A 15458-nucleotide genomic window follows, 5' to 3' on the forward strand; every position below is an offset into this window, starting at 1 on the left:
GATCCAACCCGCCCAAGCGTCAACGAGCCGTGATTTTCCAGGCGCGGTGGATCTTGGTGTTACGCGCAAAATCCGGATCGATGGTCTGCGCGCTGATTTCCTCGACCGCGTAACGTTCGGCCAGGTTCTCCTCCAGCTGGAACTTGCGGAAGTTGTTGGAGAAATACAGCACGCCACCCGGCGCCAGACGTGCCATGGCCAGGTCGATCAACTGCACCTGATCACGCTGCACGTCGAAGATGCCTTCCATGCGCTTGGAGTTGGAGAAGGTCGGCGGGTCGATGAAGATCAGGTCGTACTCGTCGCGGCTGCTTTCCAGCCACGCCATCACGTCGCCCTGCTCCAGACGGTTCTTGTCGGAGAAGCCGTTCAGCGACAGGTTGCGCCGCGCCCAGTCGAGGTAAGTCTTCGACAGGTCGACGCTGGTGGTGCTGCGGGCACCGCCCTTGGCCGCATGCACACTGGCGGTCGCGGTGTAGCAGAACAGATTGAGGAAGCGCTTGCCGGCGGCCTCTTTCTGAATGCGCATACGCATTGGCCGGTGATCGAGGAACAGCCCGGTGTCGAGGTAGTCGGTGAGGTTCACCAGCAGCTTGACGCCACCTTCGCTGACCTCATTGAACTTGCCTTGCGCCGCCTGACGCTCGTATTGCTTGGTGCCGCTCTGACGCTCGCGGCGTTTGACCACCACGCGGCTCTTGTCGACGTTCAGCGCCTGCGGGATCGCCGCCAAGGCGTCGAACATGCGCGCCGAGGCCTTTTCCGGATCGATCGACTTCGGCGCGGCGTATTCCTGCACGTGCACCCAGTCGTGGTACAGGTCGATGGCCATGGCGTATTCCGGCATGTCGGCATCGTAGACGCGGTAGCAGTCGATGCCTTCGCGCTTGACCCACTTGCTCATCGCCTTGAGATTTTTCTGCAGGCGGTTGGCAAACATCTGCCCGCCTTCGCTCAGGCGCGGCTGCTCGACCACCGGCGCCGGGGCTGGCGTCGGTTTGATCGGGTTGCCGTTCTTGTTGAACTTGCGCTCTTGCGGCTCGTTCGGGGTCTGATCGTAGGCTGCTTGCTCGCGCTCGGCCTGACGCTGTTCCGGAGTCCGCCGCTCGCCGGTGACGAACTGGTCCGGCAGCACCTTGATCAACAACAGCTTGCACGGCAGCGCGCCGTTCCAGAACGAATACTGTTTGTGGCTGCGAATGCCCATGCGCTTGCCCAGATCCGGGGCGCCGGTGAATACCGCCGCTTCCCAGTTCAGGCAGGCCTGACGCAGGCGCTCGCCAAGGTTCTGATAGAGGTAAAGCAGGCTGGCTTCGTCACCCAGACGCTCACCGTACGGCGGGTTGCAGATCACCAGACCTTTCTGGTTCTGGTCCGGACGCGGCTCGAAGGTCGCGACTTCGCCCTGATAGATCTTGATCCACTCGCTCAGACCGGCGCGTTCGACGTTATTGCGGCCCGGCTGAATCAGCCGCGGGTCGGCTTCGTAACCGCGAATCCACAGCGGCGGCTTGGCCAGACCGGCAGCGGCGCGTTCGACCGCTTCTTCATGGAGTTTTTTCCACAGCGCCGGAACGTGGCCGAGCCATGCGGTAAAGCCCCACTGCTCGCGGCGCAGGTTCGGCGCCATGTCGGCGGCGATCATCCCGGCTTCGACGAGGAACGTACCGACACCGCACATCGGGTCAGCCAGCGCGCCGCCTTCGGCCGCAATGCGCGGCCAGCCGGAACGGATCAGGATCGCTGCCGCGAGGTTTTCCTTCAGCGGCGCCGCGCCCTGCTGCAGGCGGTAACCGCGCTGATGCAGGCTGTGGCCGGAAAGGTCGAGGGACAGGATCGCTTCGCCGCGATCCAGGCGCAGGTGAATGCGCAGATCCGGGTTGAGCTTGTCGATCGACGGACGGTCTCCTTGCGGGGTACGGAGTTTGTCGACGATGGCGTCTTTGACTTTCAGCGCACCGAAGTGGGTGTTGTCGATGCCCGAGCCGTGGCCGCTGAATTCGACGGCCAGAGTGCCGTCGGCGAGCATGTGATCCTGCCACTCGACGTCAAGCACGCCGTGGTACAGGTCTTCAGCGTCTTTCATCGGGAAGCGCTTGAGCACCAGCAACACCCGGTTGGCCAGACGCGACCACAGGCACAGGCGATAAGCGGTTTCCATGGTCGCCATGCCACGCACGGCGGAGGTGTGCTCGCGGGCGTCTTCAAGGCCAAGCCCGACGGCTTCCTCGATGAGCAGGCCTTCAAGGCCTTTGGGGCAAGTGAGGAAGAGTTCGAAACGGTCGGACATGGTATTTCCAGAGCCTTTGGCTAGTGAACCGGCAACGCATTGCCGATCCGGTTTTCAATCAGGCGCTTTTCTAAAAGAGCGCCCGCGTGGCACGAAGGTGTGCCGTTCCATCCCCGCTGCTCGGGTTAAAAGAGCTTAGATGCAAGGACAGGTATTAAAGTTGATGAAACAAAATGACTCAAAGCAACCCTTCGTCGAATATTACCCCAGCGTAAACGTGGGTCATTCTCACTAAAGGATTAACCCCATCATCCAGTGCGGGGCCGATCATACCGGGGTTTGCTGAAAAAACGTTCATGAAACCCGTCGTTACTTATGGCTGTAGCACTATTTTCGTTACGTCCTTATGACAAAACGATCATTCCCTCGGTGTGACTCATTGGTTAGAACTGACCACAGGTTGACGTCGCAACGGCGTCAACACCTTGGCTCGCCACGCCGGCAGCGAGCCGCCCAACGGCAGAGTTTTTTTCTGCCAGACCTCGGTTGAGGTCAACGCGACGAAAACAGTCAACAAGTGAGGGAAACACCCTATGAGAAGACTTAAGCGTGATCCGTTGGAAAGAGCATTTTTGCGCGGATATCAATATGGCGTTGGTGGCAAATCCCGCGAGCTTTGCCCATTTACTCTACCGTCGGTACGCCAAGCCTGGATCAACGGCTGGCGAGAAGGACGCGGCGACAACTGGGACGGTATGACCGGCACTGCGGGAATCCACAGACTCAACGAACTTCACGCCGTCGGCTGACACAGGGCACTTATTGCAACACGACAATCTGAATTTTTAGCGACTTACCATGCACGTCCTTCCCGGACGGCGGGCTACGGCCCAGGGGCTCCTTCGAGGAGCCCTTTTTTATGCCTGACACACTATTTATTTGTGCAGGAACACAAAACCTGTGGGAGCGAGCCTGCTCGCGAAAGCGACGTGTCATTCAGTGAAGTGTTAGCTGAACGGACGCCTTCGCGAGCAGGCTCGCTCCCACAATGGGATCAGCGTAAGGCAGCGATCGCGTCTACCGATTCGCGAATCAGCGCCGGGCCCTTATAGATGAAGCCCGAGTAAATCTGCACCAGGCTCGCCCCCGCCGTGATCTTCTGCGCCGCATGCTTGCCTTCGGTGATGCCACCGGCCGCAATGATCGGCAACCGACCACCCAGCTCCGCCGCCAACACCTTCACGGTATGCGTGCTCTTGTCACGCACCGGGGCGCCGGACAGACCACCGGCCTCGTCACCGTGCTCCATGCCTTCGACGCCAACGCGACTCAGGGTGGTGTTGGTGGCAATCACTGCGTCCATCCCGCTTTCGATCAGCGCCTGAGCCACCTGCGCCGTTTCTTCGTCGGTCATGTCCGGAGCGATCTTGATCGCCAGCGGTACGTGCTTGCCGTGACGCAGGGCCAGTTCGGCGCGGCGCGTGGCCAGATCCGCCAGCAACTGCTTGAGCGAATCACCGAACTGCAGACTGCGCAGGCCCGGGGTGTTCGGCGAGCTGACGTTGACCGTGACATAGCTGGCGTGGGCATACACCTTGTCCAGGCAAATCAGATAGTCGTCCACCGCGCGCTCGACCGGAGTGTCGAAGTTCTTGCCGATGTTGATCCCCAGCACGCCCTTGTATTTGGCCGCCGCGACCCGCGCCAGCAGGTTATCCACACCGAGGTTGTTGAAGCCCATGCGATTGATGATCGCCTCGGCTTCCGGCAGACGGAAGATCCGTGGTTTCGGGTTGCCCGGCTGCGGACGCGGGGTCACGGTGCCGACTTCGACGAAACCGAAACCCAGTTGCGAGAAACCGTCGATGGCCGCGCCGTTCTTGTCGAGACCGGCCGCCAGACCCACCGGGTTCGGGAAGTCCAGGCCCATGACCGTCACCGGCACGTTCGCCGGTTTCTTGCACAGCATGCCGTTGAGGCCCAAACGCCCACCCGCGCCGATCAGATCCAGCGACAGATCGTGGGAGGTTTCCGGGGAAAGTTTGAACAACAGCTGACGGGCCAGGGTGTACATGGGCGGCGATGACTCGGGCGGCGAAAAGAGGCGGCGATTATAGCCGGGCAACGTCCCCCGGCGCGAGGCACACAGGTAAATCAGCCTGACTGGCATATGCCTTGCACTTTCAGGGTATCAGCCCACAGGCCAATGGCGGCGTGCGGGCACGGACAATGGCGTCGTTCGCAGGTTTTGCCTTAGCAAAGCCTGGGACGGCGTTTTTTTTGAGGGTGGCTTTATATGAGTGATTCATCCGTCGGGCCGCTGGCCTGGGTCAACGGCAGTGATGCTCCGGAAAAAAGCGTGATCAACCTCGGCTTCATGGCCCTGAGCGATTGCGCCTCGGTGGTCGTCGCCGCAACACAGGGCTTCGCCCAGCCCTACGGTCTGACGATCAACCTCAAGCGCCAGGCGTCCTGGGCGACCTTGCGCGACAAACTGGTCAGCGGTGAACTGGATGTCGCCCACAGCCTGTACGGGCTGATTTACGCGGTGCACCTGGGCATCGGTGGCGTGGCGCCGAGCGACATGGCGGTGCTGATGGGCCTGAACCAGAACGGCCAGAGCCTCAACCTGTCTCACGGTTTGCAGCAACTGGGCGTGACCAGTCCTGAAGCACTCGATCGGCAGGCGCACCAAACCCGCGCAAAACTGACCTTCGCCCAGACCTTTCCCACCGGCACCCATGCGATGTGGCTGTATTACTGGCTGGCGAGTCAGGGCATTCATCCATTGCAGGACGTTGACAGCGTAGTGGTACCGCCGCCGCAAATGGTCGCTCACCTGCAAGCCGGGCGCATCGATGGCTTCTGCGTCGGTGAGCCGTGGGCGGCCAGCGCCGTGCAACAGGATCTGGGGTTCACCCTCGCTACCAGCCAGAGCATCTGGCCTGACCACCCGGAAAAAGTCCTTGGCTGCACCCGCGCGTTCGTCGAGCAATACCCCAACACCGCCCGGGCGCTGGTGATGGCGATCCTCGAGGCCAGCCGCTTCATCGAGCAAAACCCGGAAAACCGCCGCAGCACCGCGCAGCTGCTGAGCGCCCCGGAATACCTCGACGCCCCGCTGTCCTGCATCGAACCGCGTTTTCTCGGTGATTACGCCGATGGCCTCGGCAATCGCTGGCAGGACCCGCACGCCTTGCGCTTTCACGGCAACGGCGAGGTGAATCTGCCGTACCTGTCCGACGGCATGTGGTTCATGACCCAATTCCGCCGTTGGGGCCTGTTACGCGAGGATCCCGACTACCTCGCGGTGGCCCGCCAGGTTCAGCAACTGGACATTTACCGCGAAGCAGCCACCGCCGTCGGGGTCGCCGCGTGGGGCAAGGAGATGCGCAGCAGCCAGTTGCTTGATGGCAAAGTCTGGGACGGCAGCGATCCGGCTGGTTACGCCCGCAGTTTCAAGCTGCACGCCCTGAGCGACAGCACTGCCCTTCTCGCCCGCCGCTGACAGGAGACCGCCAACATGCTGCGCATTCTGCTGATCAACGACACCGCGAAAAAAGTCGGGCGCCTGAAGGCCGCGCTGACCGAGGCCGGTTTCGAGGTCATCGATGAGTCCGGTCTGACCATCGACCTGCCGGCCCGCGTCGAAACAGTGCGCCCGGACGTGATCCTGATCGATACCGAGTCGCCGAGCCGCGATGTCATGGAGCAAGTAGTGCTGGTCAGCCGCGACCAGCCCCGGCCGATCGTGATGTTCACCGACGAACATGACCCGGGGGTGATGCGTCAGGCGATCAAGTCCGGGGTCAGTGCCTACATCGTCGAGGGCATTCACGCCCAGCGCCTGCAGCCGATTCTCGATGTGGCCATGGCGCGCTTCGAAAGCGATCAGGCCTTGCGCGCGCAACTGCTGGCCCGCGACCAGCAACTGGCGGAGCGCAAACGCATTGAACTGGCCAAAGGGCTGCTGATGAAAATGAAGGACTGCAACGAGGAAGAGGCCTACACCCTGATGCGCCGCCAGGCCATGAGTCGCCAGCAGAAGCTGATTCAGGTGGCGGAGCAGATCATTGCCATGAGTGAGTTGCTTGGCTGAATTCTATCAGAGCCCGTAAGCCCTCTTCGCGAGCAGGCTCGCTCCCACATTGGAAATGCATTCCCCTGTGGGAGCGAGCCTGCTCGCGAATCGCCGCCCCCACCCCCCGTCAAGGACTGTTGGCACAAATCTGGCTAAGTATTCCGCACAGGTAACCAACGGCGGTTGCCCCACCCACGACAAAGACGTCGCTCACCCCGCTCGCCCACATCGGCGAACCAGGTAGCGGCGTTTTTGCGTTTTGGCCCCACAGCCCGGGGCCGGTGGTGCGGCCGTGGCGGCGCGCCACCTGCTGTGACTCCTTTCGAGACTCTTTTCAGCTGAGGTGCGCGATGAATTCAAGCTTCTGGAAATCCGGCCACACCCCGACCCTGTTCGCAGCGTTCCTGTATTTCGACCTGAGCTTCATGGTCTGGTACCTGCTCGGTCCGTTGGCGGTGCAGATCGCCGCCGACCTGCACCTGACCACGCAACAACGTGGTCTGGTGGTGGCGACACCGATTCTCGCCGGCGCGGTGCTGCGCTTTGTGATGGGCATGCTGGCCGATCGTCTGTCGCCGAAAACCGCTGGCCTGATCGGTCAGGTGATCGTGATCTGCGCGCTGTTCGGCGCGTGGAAACTCGGCATCCACAGTTATGAACAGGCGCTGATTCTGGGACTGTTCCTCGGCATGGCCGGTGCTTCGTTTGCTGTGGCCCTGCCGCTGGCCTCGCAGTGGTATCCGCCGCAGCATCAGGGCAAGGCCATGGGTATCGCCGGCGCCGGTAACTCCGGCACCGTGTTTGCCGCACTGATTGCCCCGGTACTGGCTGCGGCGTTCGGCTGGAGCAACGTGTTCGGTTTCGCCCTGATTCCGTTGATCCTGACGCTGGTGCTGTTCGCCTGGCTGGCAAAAAACGCCCCGCAGCGGCCCAAGGCCAAAGCCATGGCCGACTACTTCAAAGCCCTTGGCGATCGCGACAGTTGGTGGTTCATGTTTTTCTACAGCGTCACCTTCGGCGGCTTTATCGGTCTGGCCAGCGCCCTGCCCGGCTACTTCAACGACCAATACGGCCTGAGCCCGGTGACCGCCGGTTACTACACCGCTGCCTGTGTGTTCGGTGGCAGCCTGATGCGTCCGCTCGGTGGTGCGTTGGCTGATCGCTTCGGTGGCATCCGCACCTTGTTGGCGATGTACACCGTGGCGGCAATCTGCATCGCCGCTGTCGGTTTCAACCTGCCCAGCTCCTACGCCGCACTGGCGCTGTTCGTCTGCACCATGCTCGGTCTCGGTGCCGGCAACGGCGCGGTGTTCCAGTTGGTGCCGCAACGTTTTCGCCTGGAGATCGGGGTGATGACCGGGCTGATCGGCATGGCCGGCGGCATCGGCGGTTTTGCCCTGGCGGCCGGCATGGGCGCGATCAAGCAAAGCACCGGCAGCTATCAACTGGCGCTGTGGTTGTTCGCCAGCCTCGGCGTGTTGGCGTGGTTCGGTCTGCACGGGGTCAAACGTCGCTGGAGAACCACCTGGGGTTCGGCCGCAGTGACCGCTGCGCGGGTCTGAAGCCTCCATGCCCCTGCAACTGAGCTTTGCCCAGGCCAGCGCCACCGGCCCGCGCGCGGAAAATCAGGACGCAATGCGCCTGGTGACGCCCGCCCCGGCGCTGGCCGCCAGCAAAGGCTATCTGGTCGCCATCGCCGACGGTGTCAGCCAATGCGCCGACGGCGGCCTGGCCGCACGCTCGACCCTGCAAGCACTGGCGCTGGACTACTACGCCACGCCGCAAACCTGGAGCGTGGCCCAGGCGCTGGATCGCCTGCTGCTCGCGCAAAATCGCTGGTTACAGGCCAATGGCGGCGGGCAACCGTTGCTGACCACGGTCAGCGCGCTGGTCCTGCGCGGTCGGCGTTTCACCCTGGCCCACGTCGGCGATTGCCGGGTCTATCGCTGGCAGGCTGACGCTTTGCAGCGGATTTCGCAGGACCATGTCTGGGAGCAGCCGGGCATGCAGCACGTGCTCAAACGCGCGCTGGGACTGGATCAACATCTGGTGCTGGATTTTCTCGACGGTGACTTACGCGAGGGCGAATGTTTCGTGCTGCTCAGCGATGGCGTGTGGTCGTCGCTGGGCGATACCGCAATCGCGGCGATTCTGCGCGATCAACCGGATCTCGACAGCGCCGTACGCACGCTGGTCAACGCCGCGCATCTGGCCGGCAGTCAGGATAATGCCAGTGCGCTGCTGGTGCGGGTCGATGCGCTCGGCGAAGCGAACATCGGCGATGCGCTGATTCACTTACAGCAATGGCCGCTACCGCCAGCGCTGAAAACCGGGCAGATGTTCGAAGGCTGGCAGGTGCAGGGCGTTGTCGCTCAGAGCCAGCAATCGCTACTGTATCGAGTGCTGGATGGCCAAGGTCGGGGCTGGTTGTTGAAAACATTGCCGGCGCGGCTGGCCGATGATCCCCAGGCCGGGCAAGCCTTGCTGTCGGAAGAATGGTTCCTCAAGCGTGTCGCCGGGCGGCATTTTCCTGAAGTCCACAGCGGCACTCAGCGTCAGCATTTGTACTACGTGATGCGCGAATATTCCGGGATGACGTTGGCGCAGCTGTTTCAACACCACCCTGCATTGCCGCTGGCGCAGTGGCAGGACATTGCCGAGCGCTTGCTGCGGGCGGTAGGCCTGCTGCATCGGCGGCAGATTCTGCACCGCGACATCAAGCCGGAAAACCTGCATCTGGGTGACGATGGCGAGTTGCGCCTGCTGGACTTTGGTCTGGCGTACTGCCCCGGTCTATCCGAAGACACCCCGTCAACGCTGCCGGGAACGCCCAGCTTCATCGCCCCGGAAGCCTTTCGCGGCGAGCCACCGAGTGCGCAACAGGATCTGTACGCGGTGGGCGTGACCCTGTTTTTCCTGCTGACCGGGCATTTTCCCTATGGCGAGGTCGAAGCGTTCCAGCGGCCGCGATTTGGCCTGCCGGTGAGTGCAGGTCGCTACCGCCCGGACGTGCCGGAATGGATTGCGCAGAGTCTGGAGCGTGGCGTGGCTGCCGATCCGCAACAGCGCTTTGAAACGGCTGAGGAATGGTTGCTGGTGCTGGAACAAGGTGAGCGGCGCAGTTTGAGTGCGCGACCCAGGCCTTTGCTGGAGCGTGAGCCGTTGAAGGTCTGGCGGACGGTAGCATTGCTGGCCTTGCTGGGGAATCTGGTGCTGCTGGTGGTGTTGTTTAACCGCTGATACCGCGTCGCGCCCTTCGCGAGCAAGCCCGCTCCCACAGGGGATTTGTGAACGACACCGATCACTGTGGGAGCGAGCCTGCTCGCGAAGAGGCCAGCCCAATCACAACAATTCTGTCTGCCTGAATGCCCCGCGAACGAGCAACCCGCGTCGATTCGGTGCAAAAAATCCCCGTCTATAAACGCTTGCGCCTAATAAACACGCCATTCTCCCACTTGGCACAACCACTGCATTACCCGTTTCACCATACATAAAGCCCAGCCTTCAACGACGAAGGCTGCGCTTCCCGAGAGAACGGGACCAGGACAAAGGCGTCCTCGCTAGGCAACTAGCGGGACGCCTTTTTTGTTTGCGCAACATTTGTCGAGCACGGCCTGACTGCCCACAAGAGGCCAGCCACCGCTCCCCGGAGAACCTGATGAAAAAACTCAAACTGGTGATGATCGGCAATGGCATGGCTGGGGTTCGCACCCTGGAAGAACTGCTCAAGTTGAGCAACGAGCTGTACGACATCACGGTCTTCGGTGCCGAACCGCACACCAACTACAACCGCATCCTGCTGTCGCCGGTGCTGGCCGGTGAGCAGACCTTCGAAGAGATCGTGCTCAACGACCTCGACTGGTACCTGGAAAACCACATCAAATTGCTGCTTAACCGCAAGGTGGTGCAGATCGACCGGGTTAAACGCCGGGTGATCGCCGAGGACGGCACCGAGGCTGAGTATGATCGCCTGCTGATCGCCACCGGCTCGACGCCGTTCATCCTGCCGATTCCGGGCAATGACTTGCAGGGTGTGATCGGCTACCGCGACATCGCCGACACCCAGGCGATGATCGACACCGCCAAAACCCACAAACACGCGGTGGTCATCGGCGGCGGCCTGCTCGGCCTCGAAGCCGCCAACGGCCTGATGCTGCGCGGCATGCACGTCACCGTGGTGCACATCGGCGAATGGCTGCTGGAGCGACAACTGGACAAGACCAGCGGCCAACTGCTGCAAACGGCGCTCGAAGCCCGTGGCCTGCACTTTCGTTTGTGCGAGCAGACCCAGGCCCTGCACGACGCAGGCAACGGCCGGGTCGGCTCGGTACAGTTCAAGAACGGCGAGATCATCCCCGCCGATCTGGTGGTGATGGCCGCCGGTATTCGCCCCAACACCGAACTGGCGGAACGCGCCGGCATCCCCTGCAATCGCGGGATTCTGGTCAACGACACCCTGCAGACCTACGATCCGCGCATCTATGCCATCGGCGAGTGCGCCAGTCATCGCGGCATCGCCTATGGCCTGGTGGCACCGCTGTTCGAACAGGCCAAAGTCTGCGCGAACCACCTCGCACAACTGGGTTTCGCCCGCTATCAGGGCTCGGTGACCTCGACCAAATTGAAAGTCACCGGCATCGACCTGTTTTCCGCCGGTGATTTCATGGGCGGCGAAGGCACCGAAACCATCACCCTCTCCGACCCGATCGGCGGCGTGTACAAAAAACTGGTGATCAAGGATGACGTGCTGGTCGGCGCCTGTCTGTACGGCGATACGGCAGATGGCGGTTGGTATTTCCGACAGATTCGTGAGAATCACGCCATCGGCGAGATCCGCGATCACCTGATGTTTGGTGAAAATTCTATCGGCGACGTAGGACATCAGGGCCAGGACAAAGCCATGAGCATGGCCGACACTGCCGAAGTCTGCGGCTGCAACGGCGTGTGCAAAGGCACCATCGTCAAGGCGATTCAGGAACACGGCCTGTTCAGCGTCGATGACGTGAAGAAGCACACCAAGGCTGCCAGTTCCTGCGGCTCCTGCGCCGGGCTGGTCGAGCAGATCCTGATCAACACCGTCGGCGGCGCGGCGGACGTCAAACCGAAAAGCGAAAAAGCCATCTGCGGTTGCAGCGACCTCAACCACGGGCAGATCCGCCAGGCGATCCGCGAACAGCATCTGCTGACCATCGCCGACACCATGAGCTACCTCAACTGGCGCACCCCGAACGGCTGTGCCACCTGCCGGCCGGCGCTGAACTACTACCTGATTTCCACCTGGCCCGGCGAAGCCAGGGACGATCCGCAATCGCGCCTGATCAACGAACGCGCCCACGCCAACATTCAGAAGGACGGCACCTATTCGGTGGTGCCACGGATGTGGGGCGGCGTGACCAACCCTTCGGAACTGCGGCGCATCGCCGACGTGGCCGACAAATACAACGTACCGATGGTCAAGGTCACCGGCGGTCAGCGCATCGATCTGCTGGGGATCAAGAAGCAGGACTTGCCGGGCGTCTGGAAAGACCTCGACATGCCCTCCGGCCACGCCTACGGCAAATCCATTCGCACCGTGAAAACCTGCGTCGGCAGCGAGTTCTGCCGCTTCGGCACGCAGAACTCGACACAACTGGGCATTGAGCTTGAGCACGACCTGTTCAACATGTGGTCGCCGCACAAAGTGAAACTCGCTGTCTCCGGATGCCCACGCAACTGCTCGGAAGCGGGGATCAAGGACGTAGGAATCATCGGTGTCGACTCCGGCTGGGAGATGTACATCGGCGGCAACGGCGGGATCAAGACCGAAGTCGCCGAGTTCTTCGTCAAGCTGAAAACCGCCGAGGAAGTTCGTGAATACAACGGCGCGTTCCTGCAGCTGTATCGCGAAGAAGCCTTTTACCTCGAACGCACCGTGCACTACCTGCAACGGGTCGGCATGGAGCACATCAAGCAGGCCGTGCTTGAAGATCCGGAGCGGCGCAAGGCCCTGAACGAGCGTCTGCAGTTCTCCCTGTCGTTCGAACAGGACCCGTGGAAAGAGCGTCTGGCGCAGCCGCAACTGAAGAAAGAATTCGAGGTGATCCCCGTGAAAAACCTGGAGGTGCCGGCATGAATTGGCTCGATATCTGTGCCCTGGAAGAGATCAATGCCCTCGGTTCGCGGATCATTGCCGGGCCGAAAGGTGACATCGCGATTTTTCGTACAAGCGACGACGAAGTTTTCGCCCTCGACGATCGCTGCCCGCACAAGGGCGGGCCGTTGTCACAGGGTTTGATCTACGGCAAACGTGTGGCCTGCCCGCTGCACAACTGGCAGATCGACCTGCAAACCGGCGAGGCTCAGGCCCCGGACATCGGCTGCGCGCACCATCATCCGGCCCGAGTCGAAAACGGCCGCGTGCAGCTGGCACTGCGGGATGCGGTCTGATGAACCGCCAGACGACCGCCTCGACCTGCTGTTATTGCGGCGTCGGCTGCGGCGTGCTGATCGAGCATGACGGCGAGCGCATTCTCGGCGTCAGCGGCGATCCGGCGCACCCGGCCAACTTCGGCAAATTGTGCAGCAAAGGCTCGACCCTGCACCTGACGGGCGACCTGGCCGCCCGGGCGCTGTACCCGGAGCTGCGTCTGGGCAAAAGCCTGGCCCGCAGCCGTTGCGACTGGAATACGGCGCTGGATCACGCGACCCAGGTCTTTGTCGAGACCATCGCCGAACACGGCCCGGACAGCGTGGCGTTTTACATCTCCGGACAGTTGCTGACCGAGGACTATTACGCCTTCAACAAATTGGCGCGAGCGCTGGTCGGGACCAACAACATCGACAGCAATTCCCGACTGTGCATGTCGTCAGCGGTGGTCGGTTACAAGCGCAGCCTCGGCGCCGATGCGCCGCCGTGCAGCTATGAAGATCTGGAGCTCAGCGATTGCGTGATGATCGCCGGCAGTAACATGGCCTACGCCCACCCGGTTCTTTTCCGACGCCTTGAAGAGGCAAAATCGCGCCGACCGCAGATGAAGGTCATCGTCATCGATCCCCGACGCACCGACACCTGTGAGTTGGCGGACCTGCATCTGGCGATTTTGCCCGGCACCGATGTCGCTCTGTTCCATGGGATTTTGCATCTGCTGCTGTGGGAAGACTGGATCGACCGCGACTTCATCAAGGCGCACACCGACGGTTTGCCTGAACTGAAAAATCAGGTGCGCGATTACACCCCGCAAATGGTCGCGCAACTGTGCGGGATCAGTGTCGAGCAATTGCAGCAGTGCGCGGAATGGGTGGGCACCGCGCCGAGTTTCCTGTCGCTGTGGTGCATGGGCCTGAATCAGTCCACCGCTGGCAGCGCGAAAAACAGCGCGCTGATCAATCTGCACCTGGCCACCGGGCAAATCGGCCGTCCAGGCGCGGGACCTTTCTCACTGACCGGTCAGCCGAATGCCATGGGTGGACGGGAAACCGGCAGTCTGTCCAATTTGCTGCCCGGTCACCGGGAGGCAGCCAACCCCGAGCACCGCGCCGAAGTGGCAGCCTATTGGGGGGTCGATCAACTGCCTGAAAGCAGCGGCCTGAGCGCCATCGAGCTGTTCGAACGGATGCGCAGCGGCCAGATCAAGGCGCTATGGATTGCCTGCACCAACCCCGCGCAGTCCATGCCAGATCAACACGCGGTTCGCGAAGCACTGCAAGCTTGCCCGTTCGTGGTGTTGCAGGAAGCCTTCCGCACCACCGAAACCGCCGCCTTCGCCGACCTGTTGTTACCCGCTGCCAGTTGGGGCGAAAAGGAAGGTTCGGTGACCAACTCCGAACGGCGCATTTCACACGTGCGCCAGGCCATTCTCCCACCCGGTGAAGCGCGGCCGGACTGGGCGATCACCGTGGATTTCGCACAACGGCTGGAGCAACGTCTGCGTCCGCAACAACCAAGCCTGTTTGCTTTCGAGCATCCGGCGCAGTTGTTCGACGAATACAAGCAACTGACCCGTGGACGCGATCTGGACCTGTCGGGCATCAGCCATCAATTGATCGATGAACTGGGACCGCAGCAGTGGCCCTTCCCCACCGGCGCCCGACAAGGCACCGCGCGTTTGTATGGCGACGGGATTTTTCCCACGGCCAACGGTCGTGCGCAGTTTGTTGCCGATCCTTATCGTGCGGCCAAAGAACAACGCGATGCACGGTTTCCGCTGACCCTGATCACCGGGCGTCTGCGCGATCAATGGCACGGCATGAGCCGCACCGGCACCGCAGCGCAATTGTTCGGGCATGTCAGCGAAGCGCTGTTGAGCCTGCATCCGGACGAAATGCGCCGTCATCGTTTGCAGCCGGGAGATCTGGTCAATCTGAAGAGTCGACGCGGTGCGGTGATTGTGGCTGTCGGCAGCGACGACGGCGTGCGTCCGGGTCAGGCTTTTTTGCCGATGCACTGGGGCGAGCGCTTTCTCAAGGGCGGAGTAAACAGCCTGACCCTAACGGCCTTCGACTCGCTGTCGAAGCAGCCCGAACTCAAGCACAGCGGCGTGCGTCTGGAACCGGTGAATCTGCCATGGCAGCTCTTCGCACTCATCGAGGGCGATGTTCAACGGCATTTCGAGACACTACGCCCCCTGTGTGAGGCGTTTTCCTACGTCAGCCTCAGCCTTGCCGGACGTGAACGGCCCGCGCTGCTGATACGCGCTGCCAACGCCACGGCGCCGGCGCCGCAACTGCTGCGCGATATCGATCAGTGTCTGGCGCTGCTCGACGGGCCGGTACTGGCCTACGACGACCCCCGTCGCGCCATCGGCAAACGGGTACGCATCGAAAACGGCCGCATCACCGCGATCCGCCTGGCCGGCGAAACCCTGGCCCGGCATTGGCTGCAGGGGCTATGGCTGGAGGGCCGCGCCGATGAACAACTGCGACGCTGGCTGCTGGCGCCGATGAGTGCGCCGCCGGGCAGTGCCGGTTTGCAGGCCAATCCGGGAAAAACCCTGTGCAACTGCCAAAACGTCAGCCACAGCGCGGTGTGTGCCGGGATTCGCCAGGGTCTCGATCTGCTAGGCCTCAAACAACAACTGGGATGCGGCACGCAATGCGGTTCGTGCGTCCCGGAAATCAAACGATTGCTGGCGGCCGATCTGCAGCCGGTATCCAGCTGATAAGGAAAAC

10 protein-coding genes are annotated in these 15458 nt (G+C 62.0%); 8 read left to right on the top strand and 2 right to left on the bottom strand.

The genetic code is table 11. The features are described from left to right. Positions 1 to 19 precede the first annotated feature (19 nt). Positions 20 to 2290 carry a bifunctional 23S rRNA (guanine(2069)-N(7))-methyltransferase RlmK/23S rRNA (guanine(2445)-N(2))-methyltransferase RlmL gene (gene rlmKL / locus AC3WMV_RS14485; protein ID WP_097087615.1) on the bottom strand — a complete coding sequence of 757 codons (2271 nt, stop codon included), beginning with the start codon at positions 2288 to 2290 and terminating at the stop codon, positions 20 to 22. Between the two features lie 533 nt (positions 2291 to 2823). Here rlmKL and rmf point away from each other — a divergent pair. Continuing rightward, positions 2824 to 3039, top strand: a complete 216-nt coding sequence (gene rmf / locus AC3WMV_RS14490; RefSeq protein WP_003223300.1) for a ribosome modulation factor — start codon at positions 2824 to 2826, stop codon at positions 3037 to 3039. A 245-nt stretch (positions 3040 to 3284) separates the two neighbouring features. On the opposite strand, the gene AC3WMV_RS14495 is transcribed toward rmf, so the two are convergent. Continuing rightward, positions 3285 to 4304, bottom strand: coding sequence for a quinone-dependent dihydroorotate dehydrogenase (locus AC3WMV_RS14495; RefSeq protein ID WP_103368374.1), 1020 nt, complete (start codon positions 4302 to 4304; stop codon positions 3285 to 3287). 222 nt (positions 4305 to 4526) lie between these two features. Between AC3WMV_RS14495 and AC3WMV_RS14500 the strand changes: the two genes are divergently transcribed. The 7 genes from AC3WMV_RS14500 (at position 4527) to AC3WMV_RS14530 (ending at position 15448) form a co-directional block, all read left to right on the top strand. Then, on the top strand, positions 4527 to 5738 hold the full coding sequence (locus AC3WMV_RS14500) for a CmpA/NrtA family ABC transporter substrate-binding protein (RefSeq protein ID WP_103368373.1): 1212 nt from the start codon (positions 4527 to 4529) through the stop codon (positions 5736 to 5738). Positions 5739 to 5753: 15 nt separating this feature from the next. Continuing rightward, positions 5754 to 6329 carry an ANTAR domain-containing response regulator gene (locus AC3WMV_RS14505; RefSeq protein ID WP_027613283.1) on the top strand — a complete coding sequence of 192 codons (576 nt, stop codon included), beginning with the start codon at positions 5754 to 5756 and terminating at the stop codon, positions 6327 to 6329. 332 nt (positions 6330 to 6661) lie between these two features. After that, the gene (locus tag AC3WMV_RS14510; RefSeq protein WP_027613284.1) at positions 6662 to 7873 is read left to right on the top strand and encodes a nitrate/nitrite transporter; all 1212 of its coding nucleotides are present in this window, start codon (positions 6662 to 6664) and stop codon (positions 7871 to 7873) included. Positions 7874 to 7880: 7 nt separating this feature from the next. Then, on the top strand, positions 7881 to 9551 hold the full coding sequence (locus AC3WMV_RS14515; protein WP_103369347.1) for a bifunctional protein-serine/threonine kinase/phosphatase: 1671 nt from the start codon (positions 7881 to 7883) through the stop codon (positions 9549 to 9551). A gap of 418 nt (positions 9552 to 9969) precedes the next feature. Further along, positions 9970 to 12423: a nitrite reductase large subunit NirB gene (gene nirB / locus AC3WMV_RS14520; protein WP_103369346.1), complete on the top strand. Its 2454-nt coding sequence runs from the start codon at positions 9970 to 9972 to the stop codon at positions 12421 to 12423. Continuing rightward, on the top strand, positions 12420 to 12737 hold the full coding sequence (nirD, locus tag AC3WMV_RS14525) for a nitrite reductase small subunit NirD (RefSeq protein ID WP_027613287.1): 318 nt from the start codon (positions 12420 to 12422) through the stop codon (positions 12735 to 12737). The genes nirB and nirD overlap by 4 nt, the downstream gene beginning before the upstream one ends. Further along, entirely contained in the window at positions 12737 to 15448 is a 2712-nt protein-coding gene (locus AC3WMV_RS14530) for a nitrate reductase (protein WP_103369345.1), read from the top strand. The genes nirD and AC3WMV_RS14530 overlap by 1 nt, the downstream gene beginning before the upstream one ends. Positions 15449 to 15458 lie beyond the last annotated feature (10 nt).

Source organism: Pseudomonas sp. FW305-3-2-15-E-TSA4 (assembly GCF_058787295.1).

Coding starts and splice junctions, on each gene's coding strand:
- rlmKL (WP_097087615.1), bottom strand. CDS start 2,290: ATGTCCGACCGTTTCGAACTCTTCCTCACTTGCCCCAAAGGCCTTGAA.
- rmf (WP_003223300.1), top strand. CDS start 2,824: ATGAGAAGACTTAAGCGTGATCCGTTGGAAAGAGCATTTTTGCGCGGA.
- AC3WMV_RS14495 (WP_103368374.1), bottom strand. CDS start 4,304: ATGTACACCCTGGCCCGTCAGCTGTTGTTCAAACTTTCCCCGGAAACC.
- AC3WMV_RS14500 (WP_103368373.1), top strand. CDS start 4,527: ATGAGTGATTCATCCGTCGGGCCGCTGGCCTGGGTCAACGGCAGTGAT.
- AC3WMV_RS14505 (WP_027613283.1), top strand. CDS start 5,754: ATGCTGCGCATTCTGCTGATCAACGACACCGCGAAAAAAGTCGGGCGC.
- AC3WMV_RS14510 (WP_027613284.1), top strand. CDS start 6,662: ATGAATTCAAGCTTCTGGAAATCCGGCCACACCCCGACCCTGTTCGCA.
- AC3WMV_RS14515 (WP_103369347.1), top strand. CDS start 7,881: ATGCCCCTGCAACTGAGCTTTGCCCAGGCCAGCGCCACCGGCCCGCGC.
- nirB (WP_103369346.1), top strand. CDS start 9,970: ATGAAAAAACTCAAACTGGTGATGATCGGCAATGGCATGGCTGGGGTT.
- nirD (WP_027613287.1), top strand. CDS start 12,420: ATGAATTGGCTCGATATCTGTGCCCTGGAAGAGATCAATGCCCTCGGT.
- AC3WMV_RS14530 (WP_103369345.1), top strand. CDS start 12,737: ATGAACCGCCAGACGACCGCCTCGACCTGCTGTTATTGCGGCGTCGGC.